Origin of the sequence: Paracoccus albus, from assembly GCF_027913035.1 — a bacterium.
Taxonomy (GTDB): domain Bacteria; phylum Pseudomonadota; class Alphaproteobacteria; order Rhodobacterales; family Rhodobacteraceae; genus Paracoccus; species Paracoccus albus.
In genome coordinates this window covers 20,284-32,935 of the sequence record NZ_CP115776.1, presented here as the reverse complement: position 1 = coordinate 32,935, position 12,652 = coordinate 20,284, and the positions used below count along the sequence as shown (strand labels likewise).

Annotated in this window: 12 protein-coding genes; 2 read left to right on the top strand and 10 right to left on the bottom strand. The window is 60.4% G+C overall.

What is annotated here, in order from left to right:
- The first annotated feature begins 11 nt into the window (after window positions 1-11).
- The gene (locus PAF20_RS16855; RefSeq protein ID WP_271073481.1) at window positions 12-1,445 is read left to right on the top strand and encodes a M20 family metallopeptidase; all 1,434 of its coding nucleotides are present in this window, start codon (window positions 12-14) and stop codon (window positions 1,443-1,445) included.
- A 51-nt stretch (window positions 1,446-1,496) separates the two neighbouring features.
- Here PAF20_RS16855 and PAF20_RS16850 read toward each other — a convergent pair whose 3' ends face one another.
- From PAF20_RS16850 to PAF20_RS16835, 4 genes are read right to left on the bottom strand one after another with little or no spacing between them, the layout of a single operon-like run.
- On the bottom strand, window positions 1,497-2,990 hold the full coding sequence (locus tag PAF20_RS16850) for a tripartite tricarboxylate transporter permease (protein WP_271073480.1): 1,494 nt from the start codon (window positions 2,988-2,990) through the stop codon (window positions 1,497-1,499).
- 3 nt (window positions 2,991-2,993) lie between these two features.
- Window positions 2,994-3,476 carry a tripartite tricarboxylate transporter TctB family protein gene (locus PAF20_RS16845; protein ID WP_271073479.1) on the bottom strand — a complete coding sequence of 161 codons (483 nt, stop codon included), beginning with the start codon at window positions 3,474-3,476 and terminating at the stop codon, window positions 2,994-2,996.
- Window positions 3,473-4,420 (bottom strand): tripartite tricarboxylate transporter substrate binding protein, encoded by a 948-nt coding sequence (locus tag PAF20_RS16840; protein ID WP_271073478.1) that lies wholly within the window; start codon window positions 4,418-4,420, stop codon window positions 3,473-3,475. The genes PAF20_RS16845 and PAF20_RS16840 overlap by 4 nt, the downstream gene beginning before the upstream one ends.
- A 25-nt stretch (window positions 4,421-4,445) precedes the next feature.
- Window positions 4,446-4,940, bottom strand: a complete 495-nt coding sequence (locus PAF20_RS16835; protein WP_271073477.1) for a MarR family winged helix-turn-helix transcriptional regulator — start codon at window positions 4,938-4,940, stop codon at window positions 4,446-4,448.
- Between the two features lie 98 nt (window positions 4,941-5,038).
- On the opposite strand from PAF20_RS16835, the gene PAF20_RS16830 reads away from it, so the two are divergent.
- Window positions 5,039-6,685, top strand: a complete 1,647-nt coding sequence (locus tag PAF20_RS16830; protein WP_271073476.1) for an alkaline phosphatase family protein — start codon at window positions 5,039-5,041, stop codon at window positions 6,683-6,685.
- Window positions 6,686-6,692: 7 nt separating this feature from the next.
- Here PAF20_RS16830 and PAF20_RS16825 read toward each other — a convergent pair whose 3' ends face one another.
- Genes PAF20_RS16825 through PAF20_RS16800 form a run of 6 tightly spaced genes read right to left on the bottom strand, consistent with a single transcriptional unit; the run spans window position 6,693 to window position 12,376 of the window.
- Window positions 6,693-7,715 (bottom strand): ABC transporter ATP-binding protein, encoded by a 1,023-nt coding sequence (locus tag PAF20_RS16825; protein ID WP_271073475.1) that lies wholly within the window; start codon window positions 7,713-7,715, stop codon window positions 6,693-6,695.
- Window positions 7,715-8,497 carry an ABC transporter permease gene (locus tag PAF20_RS16820; protein ID WP_271073474.1) on the bottom strand — a complete coding sequence of 261 codons (783 nt, stop codon included), beginning with the start codon at window positions 8,495-8,497 and terminating at the stop codon, window positions 7,715-7,717. The genes PAF20_RS16825 and PAF20_RS16820 overlap by 1 nt, the downstream gene beginning before the upstream one ends.
- Complete coding sequence (locus tag PAF20_RS16815) at window positions 8,497-9,360, bottom strand: ABC transporter permease (RefSeq protein WP_271073473.1); 864 nt, start codon at window positions 9,358-9,360, stop codon at window positions 8,497-8,499. Before PAF20_RS16815 ends, PAF20_RS16820 begins: the two co-directional genes overlap by 1 nt.
- Before the next feature lie 19 nt (window positions 9,361-9,379).
- Entirely contained in the window at window positions 9,380-10,414 is a 1,035-nt protein-coding gene (locus PAF20_RS16810; RefSeq protein ID WP_271073472.1) for an ABC transporter substrate-binding protein, read from the bottom strand.
- A gap of 49 nt (window positions 10,415-10,463) precedes the next feature.
- Window positions 10,464-11,366, bottom strand: a complete 903-nt coding sequence (locus PAF20_RS16805; protein ID WP_271073471.1) for a PfkB family carbohydrate kinase — start codon at window positions 11,364-11,366, stop codon at window positions 10,464-10,466.
- Window positions 11,366-12,376 (bottom strand): ADP-ribosylglycohydrolase family protein, encoded by a 1,011-nt coding sequence (locus PAF20_RS16800; protein ID WP_271073470.1) that lies wholly within the window; start codon window positions 12,374-12,376, stop codon window positions 11,366-11,368. The genes PAF20_RS16805 and PAF20_RS16800 overlap by 1 nt, the downstream gene beginning before the upstream one ends.
- Window positions 12,377-12,652: the final 276 nt, after the last annotated feature.

Here is a 12,652-nt window from a genome sequence, read left to right as displayed (position 1 = left end):
AGGAGAAAGCCATGCGCAATGACAACCCGATCTGGTCCCATGTTGAAAAAAGGGCCGCGGAATTCACCGGCCTCGCCGACCGTGTCTTTGACACGCCAGAGCTTGCCTATGGCGAAAAGCAATCCTGCGCGGCGCATACCGGGATGCTGCGCCAGCAGGGCTTCCGCGTGACCGAAAATATCGCGGGTATTCCAACCGCCGTGATGGGCGAAGCCGGGCAAGGCGGCCCCGTCATCGCCATACTGGGCGAATACGACGCGCTGCCGGGCCTGTCCCAGCAACCCGGCTTGGCAGAGCCGAAGCAGATCGCCGATCACGGTTTCGGGCACGGCTGCGGTCACAACCTGCTTGGCGCGGCGGCCATGTCTGCCGCCACTGCCGTCAAGGATTGGCTGGAAGAGGAAGGCTTGCCCGGCACCGTGCGCTATTATGGCTGCCCGGCGGAAGAGGGCGGGGCCGCCAAGACCTATATGGTGCGCGACGGGTTGTTCGACGATGTGGATATCGCGATCACATGGCATCCGGCCAGCTTCAACGCCGTGGACGATATGCGCTCGCTGGCCAATACGCGGATTGACTTTACCTTCCATGGCAAAGCCGCACATGCTGCCGGTGCGCCGGAACTTGGCCGCTCTGCCCTGGACTCGGTCGAACTGATGAATGTCGGCGTGAACTATATGCGAGAGCATATGCCCGATGCGGCGCGGGTCCATTACGCTTATCTCGACGCGGGCGGGATTGGTCCGAACGTGGTTCAGGCAAAGGCGACCGTGCGGCAGCTGATCCGCAGCCCCGATCTGGCGGGGCTGGCCCTGCTGGTCGAGCGTGTCCGCAACATCGCCGAAGGTGCGGCGCTGATGTCTGAAACCAAGGTCACGTCCAAGGTGTTTTCGGCGGTTTCGAACCTTGTCGGAAATCGCCCGCTCTCCGAGGCGATGCAGGCTGAATTCGATGCCCTTGGCCCGGTGCCCTTCGATGATCAGGACATCGCCTTCGCGAAAGAGATCCGCAAGACGATGACGCGCGAGGATATCGCCGACACTTTCATCCGCCTCGCCATGAAGCCCGACTACGACAAGGCAATGTGCGACTTCGTCGCGCCGCTGGACCGGCCCTTCATGGGCGGAATGGGGTCAACGGATGTCGGCGATGTCAGCTGGGCCGTTCCGACCGTTCAGGCCCGTGTGGCGACCTGCGCTGTTGGAACCGCGCTGCATAGCTGGCAGCAGACTTCTCAGGGGAAGGTGCCGGCGGCGCATAAGGGCATGCTTCACGCGGCCAAGGTGATGGCAGCAACGGCGCGGGCCGCGCTGACCAAGCCGGAGCTGATTGCGGCGGCCAAATCCGCCCATGCGGAATATCTGGCCGATTCCCCCTACGCCTGCCCCATCCCGCCCGAAACAAACCCGCCCATTCCGGCGGAGGAACAGCCTGCGGCCGCCTGAACCTGCGGACGGCGAGGCGTAGCGAATGATCTGACCGGCGGGCGGGTGTTTTTACCGGCCCGCTCTTTTTTTTCGCCGCGCGGCGTCGCTTAACGGCGGCAAAACAACCAGCAGCACAATCACCGCCAGCAGCACCAAAGAAACGGGCCGTGTCAGGATATGGCTCAGATCTCCGTCACCCATGCTCAGGCTCTGGCGAAGGCGGTTTTCGATGATCGGGCCGATGACAATCCCCATGACAAGCGCGACAACCGGCCAGCCTGCCCGCAGCAGGAAATAGCCGAAAGCCCCGGCGACAAGCGCCACACCGCAATCGAACAGCCGGTTGTTGACCGCGTAAATCCCGATCAGCGAAACCACGATCACGCAGACCGACAGGATTGCAGGCGGAATGCGCACCACCATTGCGAAGGGTCTCAGCAATACGGCCAGCATCGCGAAAGAGATGAGGTTGATCAGCAGCATTGACCAGTAAAGCGTCGAAATCAGCTGCGGCTCTTTCACCAGCAGCAGCGGGCCGGGGTAGATCCCGTTCAGCGTGAACACACCCAGCAAAAGCGCGCTCAGCGCCTCTCCGGGGATGCCAAGCGTCAGCAATGGGATCATCGCACCGGCGGGGACGGCGTTGTTTGCGGCCTCTGCCGCGATACAGCCTTCGGGATTTCCCTGACCGAAGCTTTCCGGGTTGCGCGAACGGCGTCGTGTCACGTCATAGGACAGGTAAGAAGCCAGCATCGTTCCTGTTCCGGGCAGCAAACCGATGAATGTGCCGATCACGCCGGAACGCAGCAGCGTTCGCGGATAGCCGAAGGCGCGGCGGATATGGTCCAGCCCAAGGCGGTTTCCGGCAAGTTTCAGATTGTCGGTTTTCAGCAGCCCCTGTTCCAGCAGCAACAATGCCTGACCGATTCCGAAAAGGCCAAGGATCAGTGCGACAAGATCCAGCCCGTTCTGCAAATCCCAGAAGCCGAAAGTAAAGCGGGGTGCCAGTGTCGGGCCGTCGATGCCGACCGTGGCCAGCCACATGCCGATGCCGGTCAGGATCGTGGTCTGCGCCAGCCTGCCGCGATTGGCGACGATGACCAGCACAAGGCCAAGGATCGCCGCGAACAGATATTCCGGTGGCCCGAAGCTGCGTGCAATGCCAGCCAGCAGCGGTGCTAGTGCCATCAGCAGCACGACACTGATCAGCCCACCCGCCAGTGACCCGACGAGCGCGCTTGAAAGGGCGGTCTGCGCCTCTCCTCTTTCGGTCAGCGGATAGCCGTCGAAGCTGGTGACGATCGAAGACGGAACGCCCGGCGTGCGCAGAAGGATTGCGGGAACCGCACCGCCGAAATAGCCGCCGCAGAACACGCCGAGCAGCAGGGAAAGGGCCACTGACGGCTCCAGCCCGAAGGTAAAAGGCAGCAGGACGACCATGCCCACCATCGGGCCCAGTCCGGGCAGGACGCCGACGATGATGCCTAGCGCCGAACCAGCAATCAGTGCCAGAAGGTTGCCGGGGGCGAAGGCTGCCGTGAATCCTGCGGTCAGAAAATCCATCGCTCAGCCCCGGACCATGTCCAGCAGCCAGGGCTGCGGGAACCAGATGTCTAGCAGGCCTTTGAACAGCAGCCACAGAACGGCGGCCCCGGCGATTGCGATGATAAGCGAGCGCTGCCAGCTTTGCCGGGCGGTTATCAGCCCCAACGCCATTGCCAGCAAGCAGGCCGGAGCCAGTCCGATCGCGGCGATCATGACCGGAAAGGCGCACATCAGGGCGAAGACACCCAGACTGCGGCGCGGCATCAGATCAATGCCGCGAATGCCGGTGGGATGGCGGATCGCCTGAATGGCCGGGCGCAGCGCCGCCACAACGATGATCGCAAGCACCAGCTGAGGATAGATAAGCGGACCTTTGTAATAAGGATCCGGGCCAGAGCGGTCGACCAGCCAGGGCGAGGCCACCAGCAGGATCAGGGCCACCAGACCGATCAGGGCAAGCGCCAGGTTCTCACCCGGCGATTGCGGCTGTTCGTCGGCGCTCACTCCATGATCCCGAGCTTGGTCATCAACGCGCTGAAGGTCTGCAATTCTTCCTGCATCCGCGCCTCTGCGGCTTCCGGGCCATCCGTTTCAGGGACGACGCCGACATTCTCGATCACCTTCTGAACCTCCGGGTCTTCCATCGCAGCATACAGCGCCTCGGACAGCTTGGTCACGATCTCGGGATCGGTGCCGTCAGGGACAAACGCGCCGAACCACACTGAAAAGGCGGGGCCATAGCCTTGTTCGGCGACGTTGGGCACATCGGGGAAGGCGGGCAGGCGGTCGGGTACCATCGCGGCCAGAAGTTTCATCTGTCCGGCCTCGATGTAATCCGTCAGCCCGGTGGTCGAATAGGTGATTACATCCGCGTCGCCCTGATCGACAAGCAGCGGGTTCAGCTGGTCATATGCCGTTTCCTGCCATTCGAAACCGGCCTTGTCGGCATAGTTCATCGCGATCAGCGTCGGCACGGCGCCAATACCCCAATGCGCCAGACGCACCTCGTTATCGGCTGCGTATTCGGCCAGTTCCTGAAGGTTGGAATAGGGTGCATCGGCGCGCGCGGCCATGCTGAAGGGGCTTGCCCAGACAAGGCCGAGCGCCTGAAAATCGTCAAGTGTGTAAGGCGTCTTGCCGCGTGCGACCTGCGTGATCATCGGCCCGACAGAAACCAGACCAAGCGTATAGCCATCGGGCCGCGCCTGCGCCAGTTCGGCAGCGCCCAGCACCGCACCACCGCCCGGCTTGTTGACCACCTTGACCGGAACGCCGAGGCTTTCTGACATGACCGGCGCAACAGCGGTGGCCACGAGCGTCGACGGGTCATTCGGTGCGGGCCATGGGATCAGGATCTGGATCGGCTTTTCGGGCCATTCGGCAAGCGCAGCACCGGCTGTCATCGTCAATGCGATTGCGGTGCCCAGCAGGGTGGTTGCAAGTTTCATATTCTCTCCTCCTCAGATGCGAATGTCAGGGTTCGTTTTTCGCGCGCTCGTCCATGATTGGCTGCATCTTTTCCAGCAGCTCGAACAAATGCGCGATCTCATTGCTTGTCAGATTGCGGACCATTTCCGCGTTGCGCCGGACAGCTTCGGGCATCACCCGGCGATAGATGTCCTGCCCCGCACCTGTCAGCGAGAGGACCCGGCCACGCTGATCTGACGGGTCCGGCGATTGCGAAATGAGGCCCTTTGTCACCAGGGCCGATACGGTCCGGCTAAGCTGCCCCTTATCCGCGTTCAGGATACGCGAGACATCGGCAAAGCGCGCCTTGGGCGACATGGCTGCGGCAAGGCCGATCACGCGCCACTCAAGCAGGCGCAGACCATAATCCCGGCTGAGCCATCGCTGCCCAACAGAGTCGCTGACCTGCGACAAGCGCGTCAGACGAAAGCTCAGCAGATCGCGAATGTCCTGTTGAGGCTCCGCCTGCCGGGCTGGCGTTTTGCTGATCGCTTCGCGCATCCCTCCCCCAAGAGCCACGAGATTTCATTGACTTTGTCAAGCATTCGCAGCAACGTTGATTTTGTCAATGAAATTCTTGAGCTGATCTGAGGCCCGTGATGCCGGAACCGCGCAACATTCTGTTCATCATGTACGATCAGTTGCGGCATGATTACATGTCCTGCGCCGGCCACCCGACCATGCAGACGCCGAATATGGATCGTCTGGCGAAGATGGGTGTTCGGTTTTCCAACGCTTATTGCCAGTCGCCGGTCTGCGGCGCGTCGCGGATGAGTTTCTATACCGGCCGCTATGTGCATTCGCATGGCGCAAGCTGGAACGGCTATCCGCTGCGCGTCGGTGAGATCACCCTTGGTGACCATCTGCGCAAGGCGGGGATGGATGCGGTTCTTGTGGGCAAAACGCATATGCGCGTCGATGCGGATGGGATGGAACGGCTGGGGCTTTCGCGCGACAGTATCATCGGTGCGCGTGTCGCCGAATGCGGCTTCGACATTCACACGCGCGATGACGGCCTGTGGGGCAAGGGCGAGGCGGGTTGGTATGACAAGGGTCCGCAGCCCTATAACGATTACCTCAAGTCAAGGGGCTATGACGGTGACAACCCGTGGCATGACTTTGCCAATTCAGGGCTGGATGGCGAGGACATGGTGTCGGGATGGTTCCTACTGAACTCTCGCAAAGCCGCCAATATCGCTGAAGAGGACAGTGAGACCCCGTGGCTGACCCGGCAGGCGATGGATTTCATCGCCGCCGATCATGATCGCCCGTGGATGTGCCATCTCTCCTATATCAAGCCGCACTGGCCTTATATCGTGCCCGCCCCGTGGCATGACATGTACGGCCCCGAGGATGTGATTCCGGCCACACGTGATGAAGCCGAACGTGTGGACCCGCATCCAGTCTATGCGGCCTTCATGGACAACCGCATCGGTCGCGCATTTTCACGCGACGATGTCCGGGCAGAGGTCATCCCCGCCTATATGGGTTTGATCGCGCAATGCGACGATCAGCTGGGGAAGCTGCTGGACTGGCTGGACGAAACCGGACGCCTGAAAGATACCATGATCGTTCTGACCGCCGATCATGGCGACTATCTGGGCGATCACTGGCTGGGTGAAAAGGATCTGTTCCACGATCCCTCCGTAAAAATTCCCCTGATCATTTATGATCCCTCACCCGAAGCCGATGCAGCGCGCGGTACAGTCTGCGACGAACTGGTCGAGTCGATTGATCTCGCTGCGACATTCGTTGACTTCGCGGGCGATGAGTTGCCCGGCCATATTATCGAGGGGCGTTCGCTTCTGCCCTTCCTGCATGGCGCAGGGCCAGAGGATTGGCGCGAATTCGTGGTGTCTGAATATGATTATGGCCCGACACCGATGGCAGAGGCTTTGGGCGTGGCACCAAAGGACGCCCGGCTGGTCATGATCCGGGACAAGGAATGGAAATACATCCACGCCGAAACCTTCCGCCCGATGCTGTTTGACCTGAGCAACGATCACGATGAGCTGCGCGATCTTGGCCCCTCTGCCGACCATGCGGCGGTCCGCACACTCATGGAGCGACGGCTGTCAGAATGGGCAAGACGGCCTGCGCAAAGGATCACCCGCTCCGAACAGCAGATAGAGGCCATGCGGAGTAACTCTTTCGGAACCGGCATTCTGATCGGTGTCGTGTCCGAAGATCAGGTTCCGGAAGCGGTGCGGCGCGAATATGGTGGCAAACCGGGCAAGCGGCGATGAGCGCCGATCAGGGCGCGTCACCCTTGGGCACAGCAATCGTCCGCGACGGCTCCCAGCTGAGCCAGACCTCGCCGTTTTCGGCGATGTCGGGAATATCGCGGTCGCGGGCGACGACCTTCCATTCCGTGCCAGCAACGTCCACAAGGCTGGTGGCCATCGAACCGGCAAAAACGCGATGCTTCAGGCGGCCTTGCACGGCGTTCAGACCGTCGGGGCGCGATGTGGTCATATCTGTTTGCTCTGGACGAATTGCGAAACTCATCTGATCCGCCGCGCGCGGAAGTGACAGCCCCTCATACAGGCGTTCCGGTAACCAGTTTGCCTCTCCCAGAAAACCGGCGGCAAAGGCACTGGCTGGCCGCTCATAGACCTCTCTGGGTGGGCCGGACTGGACGATACGGCCCGCCCGCAGAATGCCAATCTTGTCTGACAGGGTCAGCGCCTCTTCCTGATCGTGGGTCACGAAGATCGTGGTGATCCCGACCTCTCGCTGAATGCGCTTCAACTCGAACTGCATTTCGACGCGCAGACTTTTGTCGAGGGCGGACAGGGGTTCATCCAGAAGCAGAACCTTCGGATTCGTGACAATGGCCCGCGCCAGTGCCACGCGCTGCTGCTGCCCGCCGGAAAGTTGGCGTGGTTTGCGATCCGCCATATTGCCCAGCTGCACAAGCTCCAACGCTTCTGCGATGCGCCGCTTTTCCTCGGCGGCAGAGACCTTGCGGACCCGCAGGCCAAATCCGACATTGTCGGCGACTGTCAGGTTCGGAAACAGGGCATAGTTTTGAAACATCATTCCGACATCGCGCCGCTCTACCGGGACATTTTCGACATTCTGGTCGCCGATCCGGATTGTGCCATCCTCGGGGAAATGAAAGCCCGCGATCAGTCGCAAAAGCGTGGTCTTGCCGCTTCCAGACGGGCCGAGCAGACCGAAAAGCTCCCCATCGCCGAAATGAACAGAAATGTCGTCGAGAACCTTTACGGTGCCGAAGCTTTTCGAGACGCTCTGAACATCGACGGCGGACATCAGCTTTCTCCTCCGAACTTTGAGTTGCGGGTCGCGAACAGGACGAGGGCCATGGAAACGACGATAATGATGGTCGAGATGGCGTTGATCTCTGGCGTGAAGCCCTTGCGGATGGCGGTGTAGATCAGCACGGGCAGCGTGGTATCGCCCGGTTCCGACAGGAAATAGGACACGACGAACTGATCGAAGCTGACCGCAAATGCGAACAGGGCGCCAGCGATGATGCCGGGCGTGATCCAGGGCAGCGTGACGCGGCGCAAGACGGTCCATTGGCTTGCGCCCAGTGAGCGCGCGGCTTCTTCCAGCGTGATGTCAAAGCTGCTCATCCGGGCAGAGACGGTGACAATGACATAGGGCAGCGCAAGTGCCACATGTCCGATGATCACGGCGGGCGTCCCGCGTCCGATGCCGATCGAAAAGAAGAAGATCAGCATGGCGGTGCCCGATATCAGCCACGGAATTGCAATCGGCGGGAAAAGCAGCGCCTGCAAAACACGCTTGGCCCGGAAGTCATAGCGGAACAGGGCAACCGATGCAGCGGTGCCAAGTGCGGTTGCGATAACGGTCGTCGCACAGGCGATCAGGACCGAACGGATCGCGGCAGTGATGATCTGATCGTTGGCTGCCATCTCCTGATACCAACGGGTCGAGAATTCAAACGGCAATTGGTAGTAGGGCGAGGCGTTGAAAGACATCACCGCCATCACGACGATGGGCGCGTAAAGGAAAAACAGGATCAGCCCCAGCCAGATGCGCCCCAATATCCCCAGCATTCGCAGCATCACACGGCCCCCCGCTTTAGCGCAGGGCTTGCAAGGCCAAGAATCAGCAGCACGACCCCAAGCAGTAGGAATGACAGCGCGGCACCAAGCGGCCAGTTATAGACGGCGACGAATTGATCCTCGATCACCGTTCCGTAATAGGTGCCGACACGGCCGCCCAGAATGCGTGGCTCCATGAAAGAGCCGACAATGGGCACGAACACCAATGTCGCGCCCGCAATCAGCCCGGTGGCGGAAAGCGGGATCAGCAAACGGCGCAAGATTGTGAAGGGCGAGGCACCCATCGTCCTGGCGGCGTCTATGACATCATCGCTGATCGCCTGCAGCGCCAGATAGCTGGTCAGGATCACATAGGGCAGATAGCTGTGCACCAGTCCGATAATAATCGCGGTGGTGGTGAACATCAGGTTCAGTCGCACATCGAAGGGCAGGACTGCGTTCAGCCCAAGCTCCAGCACGCCATTACCACGCAGCACGATGGCCCATGAAAATATCCGCACCAGAGAGTTTGACCAGAAAGGCAGGATCACCAGCAGAAACAGCGCCTCTCGCGAGCGTCCCTTGATGCTTTTGGCCAGAACGAGCGCGCAGGGAAAGCCGATCAGCAGGCAGATCAGCGTAACCGTTGTGGCCAGCAGCAGCGACTTGCGCAACAGCGTAAAATAGGTGGGATTGGAAACGAACTCGCGGTAATTTTCCAGCGTCAGATGCCAGGCGGTATCCCCGCCCGGCATGTCGCTGACGAAGCTGAAGAACAGCATCGCCGAAAGTGGCAGGAAAATGGCAACCGTTAACCACAGATAGGCGGGGCTCAGCAATGTGAACAGCCGCTTATGGTCGTCCGGGGTCAGATTGTCTGCCATGCCCGCCGGTTCCCCCGGATCACTGCTGTGCTTTCAGCGTTTGCCACAGCTTCAGATATTCCTCGCGGGTTTCGTCGCTGATGGGGGCCTGAAACTGTACACGGGCGACCGTGTCGGCATCGCCCAATACGCTCTTGTTAAACGAATCGTCGGGCAGTTCTTCCATTGCCTTGCTGTTGGCCGATGCGGGCGCACCTTCCTGATCCCACTTCGCATAGAATTCCGGGTCGATCATCCAGTCGATGAACTGGGCAGCGGCCTCTTTCTTGGTCGAGGATTCCGGGATCGAGAGACTGTCAAGCCAGCCGATCGCGCCCTCTTCGGGTACGACATAGCTGATCGGCAGACCCTGCGCGATTGAACGCGCGGCAGAGCCGGACCAATAGGTCGCAATGTCGAACTCTCCGGCGGCCATATACTGGTTCCAGTCATTTTCACTGCCCCAGAAGGTGCGCAGCTGCGGCATCAGAGAGGCCAGCTTTTCGCGCACCGCGTCCATGTCTGCGATATTGTTGATGTCCTGATCTGTTGCCAGGGCGCCGAACTGAATCGCCTCCAACGCGTCGTCGCGGATAGAGACGCGGCCCTCGCGCTCCGGGTCCCACATGGTTTCCAGAGAGGTAGGCGGTTCGGGATAGGCGTTGGTGTTAACTGCGACAGAGGTCAGCCCCCAGGTCCACGGCACGCCATAGACTTCGCCATCATAGACCAGCTTGCTGTCCTCGGCGAAGGAAGGGGCGATGTCCGCGAAGTTCTCGATTTCCGAGGTATCAATAGGCGCGATCAGCCCTTCGGATTTCGCTTGTTCAGTGAACACGGCATTGATCATGACCACGTCATAGGCGCCGGGATTGGTGCGCAGCTTGGTCAGCATTTCCTGTTCCGAGTTGAAATATTCATGGACAACGTCATGCCCGCTTGCTTCCTTGAAGCTTTCCAGAGACCAGCCGATATCGGTGCCGTATCCCTGCCAGTTGAGAACGCGGATTTCCTCTGCCACGGTCATCTGGGTGGACAGGACCAGTGCCGGTATCGCGATCAGCTTGATGTTCATGTTCGGGTTCCTCCTGATGAGTATTTATGGGGCCGGCACCTCTGCCGCGTCAAATGAGCGCCAATACATCGCCCCGCTCTGGCGGCGTCGCAGGGCCGTCGCGGGTCGTGGACAGGGCAGCTGCGACATTGGCATAGCGGACCGCGCGGGCGGCATCGCCGCTGCGGGATATTTCAGCGATAAAGCTGCCGATATGGCAATCGCCCGCACCGTTGCTGTCAACGACGTGAACCGGATGCGGTGGTATCTTCTCGACCCGTCCGTCCATCGCCAGCAAAGCGCCATCGGCGCCCTGCCGCAGGACCGCACCCTTGCGACCGTTGGCCATCGTCCCGGCCATACCAACCGGATCGTTATCGCCCACAAGAACAGCGGCCTCCGCACGGTTGCTGCTGATCCAGTCGACACGGCTCACGACAGCCTCAAGCAGTGCGGCGGGTATCTCTGCTGCAAGTGGTGAGGGGTCGAACAGTACATGAATATCGTCGGGCAATTGCGCGATCCATTCAGCGACAGCCGGTCCTGCGCCTGGGTAGTAGAGCGTATAGCCCGACAGCATCACCCAGTCACCGCCATGCACCGCCAGCCCGGTAAGGTCGGACGGCGAAATGTGACCTTCCGCACCAGGATAGGCGACGAAAGTGCGCTCTCCATCCGGTTCCAGCAGCACGACGCATGATCCCTGGTCGCTTGCGGCGACAGCTGCACCGATATGTTCGATCTGGTGTTCGGCCAGCATTTCGCGGATCGTATCCGCAAATGGCCCGCTGCCGAGGCTTCCGCCAAGGGCAACATCCATCCCCGCTGACCGGGCTGCGACCATCGCGTTGATGCCACCGCCAGGGGTCGAGGAAAAGTCGTTCACAATCGCCTCTGTACCCGATTCCGGGATCGCTGTGACCTTGTAGACCAGATCCAGAACCGGCGCGGTCAGTTGTATAAGCTTTGGCATCAGCCGCGACTGTCCGATTTCTGACGAAGCGACACAAGTTTGCCTGCGATTGCGGGGATATCCAGATCATTTGCGGCCGTGACGGCGGCGACGGCGTCAGCGGGCAGGCCAGACTTTCCGCTAAACGCGCCGCACATCGCGCCGACGATTGCACCGATCGTGTCGGTGTCGTCACCTATATTGGCCGCCAGCAACATCGCCTTCCACCCGTCCCCACGGCAGAGCGTCAGCAAACCGAATGCCGCCGGAATTGATTCATGGCTTTGCACAGAACTGCCTGTCGCTTCGACCAGCTTGCCGACATCGCCGGTCCGCCCGATTTCCACCGCGGTCGCAATCCGATCCACCATATCGGCGACGCCGGCCTTGCTGCCATAGGTCTGCCCAAGTTGCGCGGCACCGAGCGCCGAAGCAAGTGCGTCATCAATGCTCTCCCCCGCGATGCCCGCCGACACCATCATCGCGACCGCAGAGGCCGCAGAGATAGCTTCACCGGTATTATGCGTAACACGTGCCGTCTGCGCGACCTTTTCTACCAGAGATGCAGCATCCGTCTGCATCATGATCCCGACCGGCGCGATACGCATCGCCGCCCCGTTCGTCGTACCTTTCAGTCCGGTCTCTGTGGGTGGCGTTCCCAACAGCAGGGCCTCAATCGCCGATTTCGTCGACGGCCCCAGAATATCTCTCAGCCCGCGCCGGCGAATGCCGGCTTCCCACGACAGAAGATCTTGCGCCCATGCCTTATCGTCGAAAACCACAGGATCGGCGATCAAGCGCCTGGCCAGCAAAAGGGTTTGTTCCGTGTCGTCCGTAACCTGTGCAGCCCTTAAACCATGAGAAACCTCATGCCCCTCAAACGGTGCGACGAAACCCTCTATCCTGCCGTAGCGTTCACAAATTTCTTCTCGCACCAGGGTTTGAGAAGGCATTCCAAGGGCGTCGCCAATTGCCAGCCCAAATAACGCACCTTCGGCCCGGTCGGTCATGTCATGGATCGGGCTTTGCATCGGCACCTGCTTCCTGCCTAAAGGCAAAGATCTAAGGAAAGTTGAATAGGTATTGCCTTATTTTATGCTGGAAACAAGGAGTTCAACGGGAAAATTCATCCTTCGGTTGTGTGCGCGGCCGCTGCCTTCAGCGATTGACGGCGGAGCAAGGCTGTATTGGGATGTCCAGGCTGATTGCGCTAAAGAATCGGTGCAGTTTGGCGGATCTATTCACTGGTCGTGGCACGGTAACACCACAAGCGTCTGTCCCAGGCATGGCTTCAAGACATCGGCAAG